Origin of the sequence: Mycobacterium sp. PO1 (assembly GCF_017312405.1) — a bacterium.
Taxonomy (GTDB): domain Bacteria; phylum Actinomycetota; class Actinomycetes; order Mycobacteriales; family Mycobacteriaceae; genus Mycobacterium.
This window is the reverse complement of sequence record NZ_BLTG01000127.1, coordinates 1-18,155: the sequence shown is the minus strand read 5'-3', so window position 1 is coordinate 18,155 and position 18,155 is coordinate 1. Positions and strand designations below refer to the sequence as shown.

Sequence of the window (18,155 nt, the reverse complement as noted above, 5' to 3'; positions counted from 1 at the left end):
ACCCCCGCCGAGTTTGCCCTACAGTGGGCCACGACCCACCAACCGAAAGTCGCATAGCGCCTGGACCACCAAACGGGTCCCCCTCAGATGTACCGCGCCGACGGGTCACCGATCCGGGTCCTGCTCGTCGACGACGAGCGCGCGCTCACGAACCTCGTCCGCATGGCGTTGCGCTACGAGGGGTGGGAGATCGATACTGCGCACACTGCCGCCGAAGCGGTCGAGATGTACCGCACCAACCCGCCCGACCTGTTGGTTCTCGACATCATGCTCCCCGACATGGACGGACTCGGTGTACTGGCGCGAATCCGCGCATCGGGCGCTTACACGCCGACGCTGTTCCTGACCGCCCGCGATTCGGTGGCCGACCGGGTCACCGGCCTGACCGCGGGTGGCGACGACTACATGACCAAACCGTTCTCACTCGAGGAACTCGTCGCCAGACTGCGCGGACTGCTGCGCCGCTCGGCCTACCTCACGCCCGCCGATGACGAAACACTTCGGGTGGGGGACCTCCACCTCGACGCCACCAGTCACGAGGTCACGCGGGGCGGCGACGCGCTCGCCTTGACGTCGACGGAATTCGACCTGCTGCGTTACCTGATGCGCAATCAGGGCAAGGCAGTCACCCGCCAGGAGATCCTGCGCCGGGTATGGGAGTACGAATTCGGCGGCAAGTCCAGCATCGTGGATCTCTACGTGTCATACCTACGCAAGAAGATCGACGCGGGCCGTGAGCCGATGCTGCACACCGTGCGAGGCGTCGGCTACATGCTCCGGTCCCCGCGATGAAGCGGCGCTGGCAGAGATGGTCACTGCAGAAGCAGTTGGTCATCGCGGTCTCGGTGGTGGTCATGGTGGTCGTGGCGACGACCGGAGCGATGTCGGTGATGTCGCTGAGATCCTCCGTGCTGGGCATCCTCGACTCTCAACTCGCCGGGGCGGCAGACGGATTCAGCGCGGGGGTGGCGAAATACCGCAGCACGCCGCTTCCTGACGGGGAGTTACCACCACCCGGGGCGATGAAGCCGATGGCGAACCTGACAGGTCAGGCACCGGGAAATGTCGTGGCGATCATTCGCGGCGGCCGGGTCGTCGACTCGGCGCACTTTGTCGAAGGTGGAGCGCGGCCTCTTCCCGCTGCCGCGATCGAGGTGATCGCCGCTTCGCCGTGGCGTGCCGATCCCCGCACCGTCGAGCTGCCCGAACTGGGCTGGTACCGCATGACCGGCCGGTTCGGAGGCGACGATGAAATCCTGGTCACCGGCGTGTCCCGTGGGCCGGCGTGGGAGGCGATGATCCGGGAAACCGTCATCGTCTCCGGGCTGACCGCGTTGGCTCTGGTCATCACCGCACTGAGCACACTCGCGGTGGTTCGCTTCGCGCTGCGTCCGTTGCGCCGCGTCGCCGCGACTGCTGCAGAGGTAGCGGCGCTGCCGCTCGATCGGGACAACCACACGATCGCCCCCCGGGTTCCGGCCGAGAACACCGATTCGCACACCGAGGTCGGCCTTGTCGGTGACACCCTCAACCGGCTGCTCGACCATGTGGAGCGTGCGCTCGCCGACGTCGCCGCGTCGGATCGGCGGATGCGGCAGTTCATCACCGACGCCAGCCACGAACTTCGCACGCCGCTGTCCGCGATCCACGGTTACGCGGAGCTGACCAGGCAGGACAGTGCCGTCCTGCCGGAGACGACCGAGTACTCGTTGGCTCGCATCGAAGCCGAAGCGCAACGGATGACCTCTCTGGTCGCCGATCTGTTGCTGTTGGCACGACTCGACGAAGGTGACGAGCTGCATGCCACCGATGTCGAGCTGAGCGATCTCGTCGTCGATGCGGTCAACGACGCCGCGGTATCGGCGCCCACACACCACTGGTCGGTCGATGTGCCCGACACAGCGGTCTGGGTGCGCGCCGACCGGGCCCGACTCCATCAGGCGATCGCCAACCTGCTGACCAACGCCCGGGTGCACACGCCTGCGGGGACCACCGTGACCGCGGCCCTGAGGACGGGGCGAGCCGGCGACGGGAAGCCCGAAGTCGAGCTGACAGTGACCGATGACGGGCCGGGTATCGACGACGCAGTGCTGCCCCATCTGTTCGAGCGCTTCGTACGCGCCGACAAGTCCAGGTCCCGCGAGACCGGCAGCTTCGGTCTGGGGCTGTCGATCACGTCATCCATCGTCGAGTCCCACGCAGGCGTCATCACGGCGCGTTCTGCGCCGGGTGCGACGACGTTCACCATCACGCTGCCGATGATGCCGACCGCCGCCGTACGCGCCCCGACCGGATAGCCCGTTTCAGGGTCGGGTCACGGTGAAGCCCCACGGCAGTTCGAGCCGGTGCGCAGCAAGCAGCTCCGTATCCGAAAGCACTTCGGCCACCGCGCCGTCGGCAACGATCACACCGCGATCCATGACGATCGCCCGGTCACACAGCTGCGCGGCGTAGGGCAGGTCATGGGTGACGATCAACATCGTCGACTCCAACCCCGTCAAGGTCTGGGCCAACTCCCGGCGGGCCACCGGGTCGAGATTCGCCGACGGCTCGTCGAGGACCAGAACTTCGGGCTCGCAGGCCAAGACGGTGGCCAGTGCCGCGCGTCGACGTTGGCCACCCGACATGTGCGCCGGGCTGCGGTCCGCCAGCTCCGTCATCGAGACGGCCTCGAGAGCATGCCGGACCCGCTCGGCGAGCTGTTCGCCCCGCAGCCCGAAATTGGCCGGGCCGAAGGCCACATCCTGGGCCAGGGTGGGCATGAACAACTGGTCGTCAGGGTCTTGGAACACCAGTCCGACTTGGCGCCTGACATCCCGTAACGTGCTGCGCGACAGGGTTGTCCCACCGATGGCGATGGAGCCGTCCGACGCGGTCAACACACCGTTGAGGTGCAGCATCAGCGTGGTCTTGCCCGCTCCGTTGGGGCCGAGCAACGCCACCCGCTCCCCCGCCGCGACGTCGAGGTCGATGCCGTCCAGAGCGACATGACCGTCGGGATAGCTGTATCGCAGTCCTCGCACCTGCACCGCCGGGGCGCTCATCGCACCGTCCAGGCGGTCATCGCCACGACCACCGCCGCGGTGGCCGGCACCAGCGCCAGCACCCACTGCCGCGACGATGCGGCAGCCGTGCAGCCCGCGCCGACGGCCATCGGCGGTATCTGGCCGTCGAAACCGCGCGAGAGCATTGCCAGATACACCCGTTCACCGCGTTCGTAGGACCGCAGGAACAGCGACCCGACCCCCTTGGCGGTCGCCCCGATCTGATGCGCCATGCGCGGCGAGTCACCGCGCGAGACACGCGCCATACGCATCCGGCGGGCCTCTGCGGCGAGTACGTCGATGTAGCGGATCATCAGCGTCAGCACAGACACGATGACCCCGGGGACGCGCAGCCTGCTCAGCGCGATGGGCAGCTCGCGCGCGGTGGTCGTGGCGGCCACGGTCAGCGAGGCCGCCACCCCGAGGGTGCCCTTCGCCACGATTCCCCACGCGGCGTACAGCCCGGCTACCGACAGCTCCACCCCGGCCACCGTCACGCGTTCGCCGCCTTCTGCGAACGGCAACAGCACCGCCAGCACGACGAAAGGCACCTCGATCAGCATCCGGGGCAGCATCCAGCGCAGCGGAATCCGGGCCACCCACCAGGTGGCCAGCAGGATCAGGGCGAACAACCCGAAGGGCCAGAACAACTCTCGGGGGGTGGCCACCACCGCCAGCACGAACACCACCAGGCAGACGATCTTGACCTCGCCCGGCAGCCGGTGCACCGGCGAGTCACCGTCTCGGTAGAGCGGGTGCGAATGGCCGCCTCCCACCTCAGTTCCCGGACTTGGTCGGGGCCTTGCCCCGCGAGCGAGCGATGAACCAGAAGAGCCCGCCGGCCACCAGCACGGTCACCAACACCCCGGCGATTCCCGCCAGCCCGCCGGTCCCGTCCTGCCCACCCAGCGCGTAGTCGGCCAGCGGGGAGCCGGCCAGACTGTGCTCTTCGGCATGCTGGGCGATGCAGTCGCCGTGCAGTTCCTCCCCGGCGGCGGTCTCGACCACCTCGCAACCCTGCAATGTTGCCGAGTCCAGGCCGTCGGGGCTCGAACTGGCCAGGTACGACACACCTCCGGCGATGAGCAGGGTGACCACCGCGAATCCGATCCAGAACCACCAGCGCCGCTGTGTCGCCTCGGTCATGCGTTCGCCCCCACTTTCGCCGGGTTGGTGCGCAGCAGATAGACCAGGTCGGGGCGGGCCCGCACCACGGCCATCACGGTCAGTGCGGTGATGATTCCCTCCCCGACCCCGATCAGCACGTGGGTGCCGAACATGTAGGTCGCCACTGTTCCCAGCGACGTCGTGGACGCACCACCGAGGGCGTACTCGAGCACGAAACCCATGGCAGCACAGACGGTCCCGACGACCGCGGCTCCGAAGGACAGCGCCCCGACGGCGGGCACACCTACCTCACCTCTGCGGCGCAGCAGCCGGTAGGCCAGCACCGCCGTGCCGTACCCGGCCGCGACGCCGATGACGGCCATGTTGACGATGTTGGTTCCCAGCGCCGTCACCCCGCCGTCGGCGAACAGCAGCGCCTGCACGATGAGCACCACTGCCACGCACAGCGCCCCGGTGAAGGGACCGACCAGGATCGCGGCGAGCGCGCCGCCGAGCAGGTGGCCGCTGACGCCCGGCAGGATCGGGAAGTTCACCATCTGCACCGCGAAGATGAACGCCGCGACCAAGCCGGCCAGCGGCACAGTCCGCTCGTCCAGCTCGGTGCGCGCCCGGTAGGCGCAGACACCCAGCGCGAGGATGGCGATCGCGAGGAAGGCCACCGACACAGGCGCGTTGACGATGCCGTCGCTCATGTGCATGGCGCGGATGTGCTCGGTCACACCAGCACCTTATTCCGCCGTCTGAACATCTGTCTAGCTGATCAGATGACCAGCGTCGCCCTGTCCTGTCGGGCAGGCCATCGCCGCTCGGCTCAGCCCACCGTCGCCCGGTCTCCGTCGGGGGTCAGCACGAACCACTCGGCGCCGAACAGCTCGACGCCGTGGCCGTTGATCTCCCCGGGCATGCCGTCACCGGCGTACCAGTACAACGGATGGCCCTGATAGGTGGCCTGCTCGGCGCCGTCGCGGCGGGTAGCGGTGGTTACCTGCGACACCTGGATACCGATGCCACCGGATGGGTTGCCGGACGCCAGCAGGGGCAGCCAGGTGTCTGCGCACGCGTCATAGCAGGTGGGTTGGCCGCCGGTGTCGGCCGACGAGGCGTAGACCGTGCGCCCCTTCCCGTCGACGACGATGGTGCCCAGTCCGTCGACCTCGTCGATTTCCAACCATCTCGCTCCGACCGGCGGTATCCGGTCGGTCGATGGCGGTGGGACGGGCGCTTCCGCCCCGAACGCCGAGGCCGGTGGCGGGGACGTCGTGGTCTCCGCCGAGGGCGTGGCGGTGTTCTGATTGGACACCGCGCACCCGGTCAACGCCAGTGCGGCGACCGACGCCATGGCCAAGGCGGGCTTGCGGCGCGTCATGGTTGTCACGTTCCCCACCCCGACCGGCTTCGAAACACCGCCGGAGTTCGTCGGTGTGCCGTGGTGTACTGCGACCATGCCGAAAACGCCCCTGAGGGTCGGTGACGACATCACCGCGCGCAGGCTCGACACCATCACCGGCGCCACCGTGTCGGTACCGGATTCCGAGCGCCTGGTGCATCTGCAGTTCCGCCGTTTCGCCGGGTGCCCCATCTGCCATCTGCACCTGCGGTCGCTCTCCCGTCGTCACGACGAGATTGTCGCGGCGGGGGTCTCGGAGGTGGCGGTGTTCCACTCCAGTGCCGACACACTGCGCGAGTATCAGTCCGATCTGCCCTTCGCCGTCGTCGCCGATCCCGAAAAGACGCTGTACAGACAGTCTCGGTGTGGAGACGTCGCTGGCCTCGGTGCTCCATCCACGTGCCTGGCTGGCCGCGGCGCGCGGCGTGGCGCAGCAGCGCTCACTGCGCCCCGGGATGGGACCCGGCGAGGAGCATCTGAGCAGGCCGGCCGACTTCCTGATCTCGCCGCAGGGTGTGCTGCTCGCCGCGAAGTACGGCGCGCACGCCGACGATCAGTGGTCGGTCGACGAGATCATCGGACTGGCCGCACGATTCGGTGCGGGCAGTTAGCCGTGCCGCGCGCCGATCCAGTGCAGCAGGTCGTGCACGGTGTCGTCCTCGAGCCGGTAGGTCACCGAGCGCCCGGCGCGGGTGTTGGTGACCCAGCCCTGCTGGCGTAGCACCCGAAGTGCCTGCGACACCGCGTTCTCCGAACGACCCAGCGCCGCGGCCAGGTCGCTGACACAGATCCCGGGCGAGCGGTGCAGGCACAACAGGATTTCCAGCCGGTGCGGGTCCGAGACCAGGTCGAAGCGCTGCGCCCAGCCGGTGGTGTCGACCTCGGCCAGCGCCGAGGACGCCCGCTCGACCAGCCCTTCGTCCTCCATCCCTGCAAATCTAGTCCCCGACGAGCGCGCGCAAAATGCCAGCCTGCGCGGCGTGTCGGTGGACAGACCCGCGCGTTCGCGGGGCAGGTCAGTCCAGGAAGCCGTGCAGCAGCGTGGCCGAAGCCCGGACGTGCGCGGCCATGGTCTCGGCCGCCGTGTCGGCGTCCCCGGCCAGGATCGCCGCGACGATCGCGTCATGCTGCTCGTCGGAGTGGGCGATGTTGCGGGCCAGCAGCGGGATGTGGTCGAGCAGCTCGTTGAGCCGCATCCGGTTCTGCGCCACCAACGGGACCAGCGACGGCACTCCCGCCGCCTCGGCGATCGCCAGGTGAAGCCGCGAGTCCAGGCGGCGGTAGTCGGCGCTGTCGGCGTCGCGGACGTCGGCCAGCCGGCCCGACAACGCCTGACGCTCGGTGGCGGTCAGTGTCCGGCCCGCCGCCATCCGCGCCGCCCCGACTTCGAGGATCTCGCGCAGCCGCATGGTGTCGTCGATGTCCGCGCGGGTGGGCCGCACGGCGTCCCCGCTCGGGGCGGGCAGCTCATCGGCCAGGAACGTGCCGCCGTAGCGCCCGCGCCGCGACACCAGATACCCGGCCTCGGCCAACGACTTGATGGCCTCACGCAGGGTGTCCCGGCTGACGCCGAGCCGGGCAGCGAGGTCCCGCTCCGGTGGTAACGACTCCCCCGGCTGCAGCAACCCGAGCCGGATCGTCTGCAGCAACCGCGACACCGTGTCCTCGAACGCGTTGAGCGGCCGCACCGGACGCAGCAGCGCGTCGCTGGCGTCGGTGCGCTCGGGCGAGCCCGGTTCGGCGGCCATCGGTCCAGAGTGGACTACAGCGGCGTGACGTAGGCGGAGCTGATGCCACCGTCGACCAGGAACGACGAGCCGGTGATGAACGATGCGTCATCGCTGGCCAGGAATGCCACCGCCGCGGCCAGTTCTTCCGGCTCGGCGAAACGGCCCACCGGCACATGCACCAGACGGCGCGCGGCGCGCTCGGGATCCTTGGCGAACAGCTCCTTGAGCAGTGGTGTGTTGACCGGGCCCGGGCACAGTGCGTTCACCCGGATGCCTTGGCGGGCGTACTGCACGCCGAGCTCACGTGACATCGCCAGCACCCCACCCTTGGAGGCGGTGTAGGAGATCTGCGACGTGGCCGAACCCATCACCGCGACGAACGACGCGGTGTTGATGATCGAACCCTTCTGCTGGGGCACCATGTGGCGCAGCGCCGCCTTGCAGCACAGGAACACCGATTTGAGGTTGACGTCCTGCACCCGCTGCCACGCCTCGAGCCCGGTGTTCTCGATCAGGTCGTCGTCGGGCGGTGAGATCCCGGCGTTGTTGAACGCGATGTCCACCGACCCGTAGGTCTTGGCCGCGGTGTCGAACAGCGTGTCGACGGCGACTTCGTCGGCGACGTCGACCGGGACGAAGGTGCCTTCGACCTCATCGGCGACGTCCTTACCGGTCGCGGGGTCGATGTCGCCGATGACGATGGTGGCGCCCTCGGCGTGCAGCCGGCGCACGCTCGCCAGCCCGATACCGCTGGCGCCGCCGGTGACGACGGCGACCTTGCCGGTGAGGCGTTGGGTCAGATCCATCAGTGAGCCTCCTGCTCTGTCTGAACAGCGATGAAGACGTTCTTGACCTCGGTGAACGACAGCGGGGCGTCGGGACCGAGTTCCCGGCCCAGCCCCGAGGCCTTGAAGCCACCGAACGGGGTGTTGTACCGCACCGACGAGTGCGAGTTGACCGACAGATTGCCGGCCTCGACCGCGCGCGACACCCGCAGTGCCCGCGAGAGGTTGTCCGTCCAGATCGAGCCGGACAACCCGTAGGCGGTGTCGTTGGCCAGTGCGACCGCGTCGGCCTCGTCGTCGAAGGGCAGCACGGCGACCACCGGGCCGAAGATCTCCTCGGTGACGGATCGGTCGCCGCGCTGCGGCGTGAGCACCGTCGGGGGGAACCAGAAGCCGGGCCCCTGCGGCGCCGAACCGCGGAACGCGACAGGGGCGTCGTCGGGCACGTACGAGGCGACCGAGCTCCAGTGCGCCTTGGACACCAGCGGGCCCATCTCGGTGTCCTCGGCGTTCGGGTCACCCACGGCGACGCCCTTGACCGCCGGTTCGAGCAGCTCCATGAAGCGGTCGTAGACGTTGCGCTGCACCAGGATACGGCTACGCGCGCAGCAATCCTGACCGGCGTTGTCGAACACCCCGTAGGGCGCCGTCGCCGCGGCGCGTTCCAGATCGCAATCGTCGAAGACGATGTTGGCGCTCTTGCCGCCCAACTCCAGCGTCACCCGCTTGACGTGCGCGGCGGCGCCCGCCATCACCCGCGTGCCCACCTCGGTGGAGCCGGTGAAGACGATCTTGCGGACGTCGGGATGGGTGACGAAACGCTCCCCCACCACCTCGCCCGCACCAGGCAGCACGCAGAGCAGGTCGGCCGGCAGACCGGCTTCGACGGCGAGTTCGCCGAGCCGCAGCGTGGTCAGCGGAGTCCACTCGGCCGGCTTCACCAGCACCGCGTTGCCGGCGGCCAGCGCGGGGGCGAATCCCCACGCCGCGATGGTCATCGGGAAGTTCCACGGGGTGATGATCCCGACGACGCCGAGTGGCTCGTTGAACGTCACGTCCAGCCCACCGGCCACCGGAATCTGCTTGCCGGACAGTCGTTCCGGCGCGCCCGCGTAGAACTGCAGCACGTCGCGGACGTGCCCGGCCTCCCATCGCGCCGAACCGATCGGATGACCGGAGTTGGCGACCTCGAGTGCGGCCAGTTCTTCGACGTGGGCGTCGACGACGGTCGCGAAATCCCGCAGTGCGCCCGCCCGCTCGGCCGGGGCCAGCCGGGCCCACTTCCGCTGAGCCGACTGTGCGCGGGCGACCGCGTCGTCGACTCCGGCGGTGTCGGTGAGCTCGACGGTGCGCAGCAGCTCCTCGGTCGCCGGGTTGATCACCTCACAGGTCGTCATGCACTCACCTTCTGTGTTCTTCGCTGCGCGAACGCCGCCGAGGCCTGCACCAGACCGGCGAACAGCCGCAGGTCGTCGAGCCGCTCCTCGGGATGCCACTGCACGGCCACCACCCAGTGATCGGGGTAGCGGCGTGGGTCGGTCTCCACGGCCTCGATCACGCCGTCGGCGTCCAGGGCGCTGACGATCAGCCCGTCGCCGAGGCGGTCGATGGCCTGGTGGTGATAGCACTGCGCCTCGGTGGTGGAGCCGACCAGCGCCTGCACCCGGGTGCCGGCGACGGTGCTGATCGAGGACGTGGAGAACACCGCGTTGCCCTGTTGGTGGCGGCTGTGGCCCACCACATCGGGCAGGTGCTGGTGCAGGGTGCCGCCGAGGGCCACGTTGAGCACCTGAGCGCCGCGGCAGATTCCCAGCACCGGCACCCCGCGGCGCAGCGCGGCGTGCAGCAGGGCGAACTCGAAGTCGTCGCGGATGCGGCTGTCTTCGGCGGGTTCGTCGGTGGCGGGATGCCGGGGGCTGCCGTACGCACCGGGGTCGACGTCACGGCCGCCGGTGATGATCAGCCCGTCGAGGCCGTCGAGCAGCGCGTCGGCGGCCGCCGCATCCACCGGTTGGGGCGGCAGCAGCACCGACATGCCGCCGGCGAGCCCGACCCCCTCGAAGTAGATGGCAGGCAGGAAACTGGCCCGCACGTCCCACACCCCGGTCTGGGCCTGCTGCAGATAGGTGGTCAGCCCGATCGCGGGCCTGCGGCGGTATTCCGGGTCAGAGCCGTTCAAAACAGCGCCTCCTTTCCCAATCGGTCACGGCGGCATTGAAGGCCGCCAGCTCGACATGTGCGTAATTCAGGTAGTGGTCGACGACGTCGTCTCCGAACGCGGCGCGGGCGATCTCGGATTTGTCGAACAGTTCGGCGGCCTCGCTCATCGTGGTGGGCAGCCGGTCGGCGCCGCTGGTGTAGGCGTTGCCGTCGGTGGCATCGGGCAGCTCGAGGCCCTGCTCGATGCCGTGCAGGCCACCGGCGATCAACGCCGCGGTGGCCAGGTACTGGTTGACGTCCCCACCCGGAGCGCGGCACTCCATGCGCATGCCCTGGCCGTGGCCGACCACCCGCAGTGCGCACGTGCGGTTGTCCAGGCCCCAGGCGATCGCGGTGGGCGCGAAGCTGCCATCGACGAAACGCTTGTAGGAATTGATGTTCGGGGCGTAGAACAACGTCAGCTCGCGCAGGGTGGCCAGTTGGCCGGCCACGAAGCTGCGGAACATCGCCGACATTCCCAGCGGGTCGCTGTCGTCGGCGAAGACGGCCGAACCGTCGCTGCCACGCAGCGAGATGTGGATGTGGCAGCTGTTGCCTTCACGCTCGTCGAACTTCGCCATGAAGGTCAGGCTCTTGCCGTGTTGATCGGCGATCTCTTTGGCGCCGTTCTTGTAGATGGTGTGGTTGTCGCAGGTGACCAGAGCGTGGTCGTAGCGGAAGGCGATCTCCTGCTGGCCGAGGTTGCACTCACCCTTGACCCCTTCGCAGTACATGCCCGCGCCGTCCATGCCGAGACGGATGTCGCGCAGAAGGGGCTCCATGCGGGTGGAGGCCAGCATCTGGTAGTCGACGTTGTAGTCGGTGGCCGGCGTCAGGCCACGGTAGTCGGCTTTCCACGCGTCGCGGTACGCGTCGTCGAACACCATGAACTCGAGTTCGGTGCCGATGTAGGGCACCAGCCCGCGCTCGGCGAGACGGTCCATCTGGCGGTTGAGGATGCTGCGCGGCGCCTGCTTCACCGGCTTGCCGTCAGTCCACGACAGATCCGCCATCACCAGCGCGCTGCCCGGAATCCACGGCAGCAACCGCAGTGTGCTGAAGTCGGGCGTCATCACCATGTCGCCGTAACCGGTCTCCCAGCTGGAGATGGCGTAACCGTCGACGGTGTCCATGTCGACGTCGACGGCAAGCAGGTAGTTGCAGCATTCGGCACCGTGCTCGGCGACGTCGTCGACGAACAACCGCGCCGAGACCCGCTTGCCGGTGAGCCGGCCCTGCATGTCGGTGAAGGCCACGATCACCGTGTCGATGTCGCCCGCAGCGACCAACTGCTCGAGCTCGGCCTGCGTCAACATGCCCTTTTGTGCACCCATCACTTCTCCTCGCCACGCCGTCGAACACGGTTGTCTGTGCTGGCAAGTCAACCATTGGCTACCCGCCGCGGGACCGTCATCGCCGGTATTCACCGCACATCCGACGTCGAAAGGTAGGACAGCAGACCTTTTCAAATCATATGGGCACAAAGCAAGCTGCACACCCCGCCGAGTGACCAGGATCGCGAACCCGATGTCGGTGCGCCGGTTTGGCGGAGTTCCCCTAGGGTAAATATTCCGTTGCCGCTGCGGCCCTCAACCAGGGCCGCCGACAACGGCGTCGATGTCAGCCGACACAGAGTAGGGTCGAACAGGTGTGTGGAGCCACCGGCGAGGTACGCCTCGACGGAAGAACCCCGGATATCGGTGCCGTCTCCGCGATGGCCCAGGTCATGGTCCCGCGCGGACCCGATGCCGCCGGCGTGTGGTCCCAGGGGCGGGTCGCCCTCGGGCATCGCCGACTGAAGATCATCGACCTCACCGAGGCCGGCGCCCAGCCCATGGTGGACTCCGAACTGGGGTTGTCGATCGCCTGGAACGGCTGCATCTACAACTACGAGCAGTTGCGCGACGAGTTGATGAGCCACGGCTACCGGTTCTTCTCGCACAGCGACACCGAGGTGCTGCTCAAGGGCTACCACCATTGGGGCGACAAGTTCGTCGACCACCTCAAGGGCATGTACGCCTTCGCCATCGTCGAACGCGACAGCGGTCGAGTCCTGCTCGGCCGCGACCGCCTGGGCATCAAGCCGCTCTACATCAGCGAGAACTCCGATCGGATCCGGTTCGCGTCGTCGCTGCCCGCGCTGCTCGCGGGCGGCGACATCGACACCCGGATCGACCAGGTCGCGCTGCATCACTACATGACCTTCCATTCGGTCGTGCCGCCGCCACGGACGATCCTGCGCGGCGTCGGCAAGCTGCCCCCGGCCTCGCTGATGGTGATCGAACCCGACGGCACGCGGACCACGAAGGTCTACTGGGAGCCCGACTTCACCCGCTGCGACGAGCGCGCCGACTGGTCCGAACGCGACTGGGAGGATGCGGTTCTGCACTCGCTGCGGGTGGCGGTGGAGCGGCGCCTGGTCGCCGACGTCCCGGTGGGATGCCTGCTGTCGGGCGGGGTGGATTCCAGCCTGATCGTCGGGTTGCTCGCCGAAGCCGGCCAGCACGGACTCAAGACGTTCTCCATCGGCTTCGAATCCGTCGGCGGCGTCGAGGGCGACGAGTTCCGCTACTCCGACATCATCGCCAAGCGGTTCGACACCGATCATCACCAGATCCGCATCGGCACCGACCGGATGTTGCCCGCCCTCGACGGCGCGATCGGCGCCATGAGCGAACCGATGGTCAGCCATGACTGCGTGGCCTTCTACCTCCTCAGCCAGGAGGTCGCCAAGCACGTCAAGGTCGTGCAGTCCGGCCAGGGCGCCGACGAGGTCTTCGCCGGGTACCACTGGTATCCGCCGATGGGTGAGCCGTCGGCGGCCTCGGTCGAAGGCTCGGTCGCCAGCTACCGGGCGGCGTTCTTCGACCGCGACCAGTCGGCGTACGCCAAGCTGGTGTCGCGGGCCGTGGCCACCGAAGACGATCCCAGCGAGCGGTTCGTCGCCGAACACTTCGCGCGCCTCGGCGCCGCCACCGGGGTCGATCGCGCGCTGCGCCTCGACACCACCGTGATGCTGGTCGACGACCCGGTCAAGCGGGTCGACAACATGACCATGGCCTGGGGCCTGGAAGGCCGGGTGCCGTTCCTCGACCACGACCTCGTCGAGCTGGCCGCCACCTGTCCGCCCCAGTACAAGACCGCCCACGAGGGCAAGGGTGTGCTCAAGCAGGCCGCCCGGCGCGTGGTCCCCGCAGACGTGATCGACCGGCCCAAGGGTTACTTTCCGGTGCCCGCGCTGACCCACCTCGAAGGCCCGTACCTGGATCTGGTCCGCGACGCCCTGTACGCCCCGGAGGCCAAGGAACGCGGACTGTTCCGGCCCGACGCCGTCGAGCAGCTGCTCGCGGACCCCAACGGTCGGCTGACCCCACTGCGGGGCAACGAGCTCTGGCAGATCGCGCTGCTGGAGCTGTGGCTGCAGAAGCACGGCATCCGGGGCCCGGCCGCATGAGCACACTCGACCCCCGTGCCGAGTCGGCCGGTGAGCAGACCGAGGCGATCACGCTGTCGCTGCACCAGGCCTCCCCGCCGGAGCTCGTCGAGTCGATGTCCGAGGACGTGGTCCTCGAACTCGGTTGGGGCCGGCTGATTTTCGGTCAGACGTTCGCCGATCCGGAAAACCTCGCCGACGTGCTGCGCGAGGAGGCCAAAGGGCGGCGTGACATCTGCATCTACGCCCGTGAGCCGCATGTGCTGGTCTCCCGCGCCCCGGCCGAGCTGTTCATCGATCCCAGCCACACCTACCGGCTGCGCTTCACCGACGACGACCACATCGCGCCGACCCAGCGCGGATTCACGATCCGCGCGCTGCGCAGCCGTGCGGAAGCCGACGAGATGAACCGCGTCTACGTCCGGTGCGGGATGGTGCCCGCCCCCGTCGACGTCATCTGGGACAACCACGTGCAGCGGGATGCGGTGGACTATCTGATCGCGGTCACCGACGACGGCGCCGTTCTCGGCACGGTGACCGGCGTGGACCACGTGGAGCTGTTCAGCGACCCGGAGAACGGCTCGAGCCTGTGGACACTGGCGGTCGACCCGGCGGCACCGCTGCCCGGGGTGGGCGCGTCACTGACCCTCGCCCTGGCCGAGTTGTACCGCACCCGTGGCCGGTCCTACATGGACCTGTCGGTGGCCCACGACAACGGCGCTGCGATCGCGCTGTACGAGAAGCTGGGGTTCACCCGGGTTCCCGTCATGGCGGTCAAACGCAAGAACGCCATCAATGAGCCGCTGTTCACCCATCCCCCGGAAACGGTGGACGACCTCAACCCCTACGCCCGGATCATCGCCGACGAGGCGATCCGCCGCGGCATCTGGGTGGAGGTGATCGACGCCGAGGCCGGCGAGATGAAGATGTCGCACGGTGGACGCAGCGTCATCACGCGGGAGTCGCTGTCCGAGTACACCTCCGCCGTCGCGATGAGCCGGTGCGACGACAAGCGACTCACTCGGCGCATCGTGTCCGAGGCCGGCATCGCCGTGCCGCGTGGGCGGCTGGCGACCTTCGACCAGGCCGACCACGACTTCCTGGCCGAAGTGGGCGACGTCGTCGTCAAGCCCACCCGCGGCGAGCAGGGCAAAGGCATCACGGTCGGGGTCACCGACTCCGAGGAACTGGACGCAGCGCTGGCACGGGCCCGCGAGCAGTACCCCGAGGTGCTCATCGAACAGCGCGCCGAGGGTGACGACCTGCGGCTTGTCGTCATCGACGGCAAGGTGGTCGCCGCGGCACTGCGTCGCCCGGCGGAGGTCACCGGCACGGGCCGGCACACCATCCGTGAGTTGATCGAAGCGCAGAGCCGCCGCCGGGCCGCCGCGACGGGCGGCGAGTCGGTCATCCCGATGGATGCCGTGACCGAGGCCACGGTCACTGAGGCGGGCTGGTCGTTCGACGACGTACTGCCCGAGGGTGAACGTTTGCGTGTGCGCCGCACCGCGAACCTGCACCAGGGCGGGACCATTCACGACGTCACCGCGATCGTGCATCCGGACCTGCGCGCAGTGGCCGTCACCGCGGCCGCCGCGATCGGCATTCCCGTGACCGGCATCGACCTGCTGGTACCGGACGTCACCTCGCCCGACTACGTGTTCATCGAGGCGAACGAACGTCCCGGGTTGGCCAACCACGAGCCGCAGCCGACCGCAAAAGCATTCGTGGACTTCCTGTTTCCGAACCAGCCGGGATTGCCGCAGGCCTGGACCCCGGACGAGGCGGCACGCACTAGAGATCAGCAGCGGTAGAACATCACCATGTGCTCGTGCGCATGACGATCTCGGTCGCGAGTTGGGCCGTCGAATCGGCCGCGTTGCGCCGGCCCAGCAGATCCACGATCCGGTACTCGCCGTAGACGAAGCGCTGGCTGGCGACCGCCATGGCGCGGGCGGCTTTGGTACTGACCAGCACCGTGGTGTTCAGCTCCACCGGCGGGCAGTGCTCGTCGCGGATGACCCCGGCCGGGTCGGCCACCCGTGGGTGTCCGCGATCGACGGCCACCAGCCCGATGAACCGGTCGAGCCGGGTGGCGGCCAATTCCCAAGCCAGCTCCCCGCCGAGCCGGTCACCCACCAGCAGCGCCCAGCGCACGTCCAGCGAGTCGAGGATGCCGACCACCGACTTGCCGGTCAGCCGCGGATCCGGCCCGATCACCACGGTACGCAGGGACGCGGTGTGCAACCGCTGACAGACCGGATCGTAGGCCGCCGGGGCCTGATGCGCGGCACCGAGCACGACCACGACCGAACCCTTCTCCGGGCCCGCCACCTCCACGGGCACGCCGAAGCCGTCGACGGTCACCATGGGAGAGGGCATTGCGTCACGCTACAGCCAGCAGCGCTGTCAGCGGGCAGCTTTCACCGCTCTTGATGGGCGCACTCATGCGGCCTGCGCGGCCTTGTCGGCCTGCTTGGCCATGACCTCCAAAAACGTCTGCGGCAGCGCGGCTTTGACGTCGATCGTGGGATCCGGGGTCGGGAAGGCGATCCCGAACACCGCCATCGAGCCGACGTTCTCGAACGAGAAGAACACGCTGCGTTCCGCCCCCGCCAGATGCATGGTCTGCTCGTACACCAGCGCTTGCGGTCGCGGGGTGTCCAGCCGCGTGGTGGTCATCGGGATCCCCGGATCCGACGGATCGAAGAACGTCTTGTACGTCGCACACCGTTCGGCGGTGGCAGCCAGCCGATCCAGATCCAGCGACCACGTGAGCACTGTGATCACCAGGCGCGCACCGTCATAGTCGACGACGTACTCCGCAGCACTGCCGGGCCCCCGCTCCGCGGTGTCGGCGATGTCGCGAGTCATCCCGTCGGTACAGCCCTCCGGAGTGGACAACATCGGCGGCGGCGCCCCTGCGCCGTCCCCCTGTCCCGGGTCGCGGTTGATCCGCTCGAAGCCCACACCGGCCGGAAAGTCTGCGGCGGTCAGCACAGCTCGCTCGAGACGGGCGCCGGGCCACGTCGGTGTGCCGGTCACCGCCTGCCCGCACCCCGTCAGGACGACCACCGCCATCGCCGCGCCCACCGCGTGCCGGATCATGAACCCAGGCTACCGATGGCTCACAGCTGGGTCAGGATCTCCGCGCCCGAGTCGGTGACCACCAGGGTGTGCTCGAACTGCGCGGTCCACTTCTTGTCCTTGGTGGCGACCGTCCAGTCGTCATCCCAGATCTCGTAGTCGAGCTCACCGAGGTTGATCATCGGCTCGATGGTGAACGTCATGCCGGGTTCGAGCACCGTCTGCACCGACGGTGCGTCGTAGTGCAGCACCACCAAGCCGTTGTGGAAGGTGGTGCCGATGCCGTGTCCGGTGAAGTCGCGAACCACGTTGTAGCCGAAGCGGTTCGCGTAGGCCTCAATGACGCGACCGACCACCGACAGCGCGCGGCCGGGCTTGACCGCCTTGATGGCGCGCAGGGTGGCTTCGTGGGTCCGTTCGACCAGCAGCCGGTGCTCCTCGCTTACGTTGCCGGCCAAAAACGTCGCGTTGGTGTCCCCGTGCACGCCGTCGATGTAGGCGGTGACGTCGATGTTGACGATGTCACCGTCCTCGATGACCGTGGAGTCGGGGATGCCGTGGCAGATGATCTCGTTCAGCGACGTGCAGCAGGACTTCGGGTAACCCTTGTATCCCAGTGTCGAGGGGTATGCGCCGTGATCGACCATGTACTCGTGGGCGACCCGGTCCAGGTGGTCGGTGGTGACCCCCGGCGCGACCGCCTTGCCCGCCTCGGCGAGCGCACCGGCGGCGATGCGCCCGGCGACCCGCATCCTCTCGATCACCTCGGGGGTCTGCACCCACGGTTCGCTGCCCTCCTGCGCGGTCGCCTTACCCACGTACTCGGGTCGCTCGATCGACCGTGGCACCGGCAACGTCGGCGACACCACACCGGGATGGAGGGCACTGCGTACAGACATGTAGCAATGCTAGCGTTCCGGCATGCAGGTCACCCCCGGGCACTTGTTCGCACAACTGGACTTCCGGGACGTCGAGGAATCCGACGAACGCCTGGTGATCGAGCTGGACAACCGTCCCGATCTGGTCAACAGGCGCGGCGCCCTACAGGGTGGACTGGTAGCCACCCTGATCGACATCGCCGCTGGTCGCCTCGCCGACCGTCACGTCGGGCCGGGCCAGGACGTGACGACCGCGGACATGACGATCCATTTCCTGGCACCCATCCTGGAGGGTCCCGCCCGGGCCGAGGCCACCGTGGTGCGAGCCGGGCGACGGCTGTCGATCATCGCCGTCGACGTCACCGACGCGTCGCGGGACCGCCTGGCGGCACGCGCCACATTGAGCTTCGCGGTACTCGACCCGCGCTGAGACAGGCGGCTCACGCCACTGGGATGAGACTGGTGGCTCACGCCACCCCAGCCC

At 68.5% G+C, this 18,155-nt stretch carries 19 protein-coding genes and 1 pseudogene; 6 read left to right on the top strand and 14 right to left on the bottom strand.

Annotation, left to right across the window (positions count from 1 at the left end):
- Positions 1-87: 87 nt before the first annotated feature.
- Together J3476_RS27160 and J3476_RS27155 are read left to right on the top strand one after the other, a co-directional pair.
- The gene (locus tag J3476_RS27160; protein WP_207069375.1) at positions 88-792 is read left to right on the top strand and encodes a response regulator transcription factor; all 705 of its coding nucleotides are present in this window, start codon (positions 88-90) and stop codon (positions 790-792) included.
- Positions 789-2,297 carry a cell wall metabolism sensor histidine kinase WalK gene (locus tag J3476_RS27155; protein ID WP_207069374.1) on the top strand — a complete coding sequence of 503 codons (1,509 nt, stop codon included), beginning with the start codon at positions 789-791 and terminating at the stop codon, positions 2,295-2,297. The genes J3476_RS27160 and J3476_RS27155 overlap by 4 nt, the downstream gene beginning before the upstream one ends.
- A gap of 6 nt (positions 2,298-2,303) precedes the next feature.
- Here the strand turns inward: J3476_RS27155 and J3476_RS27150 are convergent, their stop codons facing one another.
- The 5 genes from J3476_RS27150 to J3476_RS27130 all read right to left on the bottom strand — a co-directional run bounded on the left by J3476_RS27150 (position 2,304) and on the right by J3476_RS27130 (position 5,538).
- Complete coding sequence (locus J3476_RS27150) at positions 2,304-3,044, bottom strand: energy-coupling factor ABC transporter ATP-binding protein (RefSeq protein ID WP_207069373.1); 741 nt, start codon at positions 3,042-3,044, stop codon at positions 2,304-2,306.
- Positions 3,041-3,820 (bottom strand): cobalt ECF transporter T component CbiQ, encoded by a 780-nt coding sequence (gene cbiQ / locus J3476_RS27145; protein WP_207069372.1) that lies wholly within the window; start codon positions 3,818-3,820, stop codon positions 3,041-3,043. Before cbiQ ends, J3476_RS27150 begins: the two co-directional genes overlap by 4 nt.
- A gap of 1 nt (position 3,821) precedes the next feature.
- Positions 3,822-4,190, bottom strand: a complete 369-nt coding sequence (locus J3476_RS27140) for a PDGLE domain-containing protein (protein ID WP_207069371.1) — start codon at positions 4,188-4,190, stop codon at positions 3,822-3,824.
- Positions 4,187-4,870, bottom strand: coding sequence for an energy-coupling factor ABC transporter permease (locus tag J3476_RS27135; protein ID WP_207069377.1), 684 nt, complete (start codon positions 4,868-4,870; stop codon positions 4,187-4,189). Before J3476_RS27135 ends, J3476_RS27140 begins: the two co-directional genes overlap by 4 nt.
- A gap of 113 nt (positions 4,871-4,983) precedes the next feature.
- Positions 4,984-5,538 (bottom strand): hypothetical protein, encoded by a 555-nt coding sequence (locus tag J3476_RS27130; RefSeq protein ID WP_286183835.1) that lies wholly within the window; start codon positions 5,536-5,538, stop codon positions 4,984-4,986.
- Positions 5,539-5,614: 76 nt separating this feature from the next.
- Between J3476_RS27130 and J3476_RS27125 the strand changes: the two are divergent.
- A pseudogene (locus tag J3476_RS27125) lies at positions 5,615-6,170 on the top strand (peroxiredoxin-like family protein).
- On the opposite strand, the gene J3476_RS27120 reads toward J3476_RS27125, so the two are convergent.
- The 6 genes from J3476_RS27120 to J3476_RS27095 all read right to left on the bottom strand — a co-directional run bounded on the left by J3476_RS27120 (position 6,167) and on the right by J3476_RS27095 (position 11,607).
- The gene (locus J3476_RS27120; RefSeq protein ID WP_152516703.1) at positions 6,167-6,487 is read right to left on the bottom strand and encodes a helix-turn-helix transcriptional regulator; all 321 of its coding nucleotides are present in this window, start codon (positions 6,485-6,487) and stop codon (positions 6,167-6,169) included. The pseudogene J3476_RS27125 and the gene J3476_RS27120 overlap by 4 nt on opposite strands.
- Positions 6,488-6,575: 88 nt before the next feature.
- Positions 6,576-7,307, bottom strand: a complete 732-nt coding sequence (locus J3476_RS27115) for a FadR/GntR family transcriptional regulator (protein ID WP_207069369.1) — start codon at positions 7,305-7,307, stop codon at positions 6,576-6,578.
- Positions 7,308-7,321: 14 nt separating this feature from the next.
- Positions 7,322-8,098: a 3-oxoacyl-ACP reductase gene (locus J3476_RS27110; RefSeq protein ID WP_207069376.1), complete on the bottom strand. Its 777-nt coding sequence runs from the start codon at positions 8,096-8,098 to the stop codon at positions 7,322-7,324.
- Positions 8,095-9,471 carry an aldehyde dehydrogenase gene (locus J3476_RS27105; protein ID WP_207069368.1) on the bottom strand — a complete coding sequence of 459 codons (1,377 nt, stop codon included), beginning with the start codon at positions 9,469-9,471 and terminating at the stop codon, positions 8,095-8,097. The genes J3476_RS27110 and J3476_RS27105 overlap by 4 nt, the downstream gene beginning before the upstream one ends.
- Complete coding sequence (locus J3476_RS27100; RefSeq protein ID WP_207069367.1) at positions 9,468-10,253, bottom strand: gamma-glutamyl-gamma-aminobutyrate hydrolase family protein; 786 nt, start codon at positions 10,251-10,253, stop codon at positions 9,468-9,470. The genes J3476_RS27105 and J3476_RS27100 overlap by 4 nt, the downstream gene beginning before the upstream one ends.
- Positions 10,240-11,607 (bottom strand): glutamine synthetase family protein, encoded by a 1,368-nt coding sequence (locus tag J3476_RS27095; protein ID WP_207069366.1) that lies wholly within the window; start codon positions 11,605-11,607, stop codon positions 10,240-10,242. Before J3476_RS27095 ends, J3476_RS27100 begins: the two co-directional genes overlap by 14 nt.
- 314 nt (positions 11,608-11,921) lie before the next feature.
- On the opposite strand from J3476_RS27095, the gene J3476_RS27090 reads away from it, so the two are divergent.
- Positions 11,922-13,727: an N-acetylglutaminylglutamine amidotransferase gene (locus tag J3476_RS27090; protein WP_207069365.1), complete on the top strand. Its 1,806-nt coding sequence runs from the start codon at positions 11,922-11,924 to the stop codon at positions 13,725-13,727.
- The gene (gene ngg, locus J3476_RS27085; RefSeq protein ID WP_207069364.1) at positions 13,724-15,520 is read left to right on the top strand and encodes an N-acetylglutaminylglutamine synthetase; all 1,797 of its coding nucleotides are present in this window, start codon (positions 13,724-13,726) and stop codon (positions 15,518-15,520) included. Before J3476_RS27090 ends, ngg begins: the two co-directional genes overlap by 4 nt.
- A 4-nt stretch (positions 15,521-15,524) precedes the next feature.
- Here ngg and J3476_RS27080 read toward each other — a convergent pair whose 3' ends face one another.
- The 3 genes from J3476_RS27080 to map all read right to left on the bottom strand — a co-directional run bounded on the left by J3476_RS27080 (position 15,525) and on the right by map (position 17,692).
- A complete protein-coding gene (locus tag J3476_RS27080) occupies positions 15,525-16,088 on the bottom strand; it encodes an alpha/beta fold hydrolase (protein ID WP_152516696.1) in 564 nt (187 codons plus the stop codon).
- Between the two features lie 63 nt (positions 16,089-16,151).
- Positions 16,152-16,814: a hypothetical protein gene (locus tag J3476_RS27075; RefSeq protein ID WP_207069363.1), complete on the bottom strand. Its 663-nt coding sequence runs from the start codon at positions 16,812-16,814 to the stop codon at positions 16,152-16,154.
- Positions 16,815-16,834: 20 nt separating this feature from the next.
- Positions 16,835-17,692 carry a type I methionyl aminopeptidase gene (map, locus tag J3476_RS27070; protein ID WP_207069362.1) on the bottom strand — a complete coding sequence of 286 codons (858 nt, stop codon included), beginning with the start codon at positions 17,690-17,692 and terminating at the stop codon, positions 16,835-16,837.
- Between the two features lie 22 nt (positions 17,693-17,714).
- Here map and J3476_RS27065 point away from each other — a divergent pair, with 22 nt between their 5' ends.
- Positions 17,715-18,101 carry a PaaI family thioesterase gene (locus J3476_RS27065; protein WP_207069361.1) on the top strand — a complete coding sequence of 129 codons (387 nt, stop codon included), beginning with the start codon at positions 17,715-17,717 and terminating at the stop codon, positions 18,099-18,101.
- Positions 18,102-18,155 lie beyond the last annotated feature (54 nt).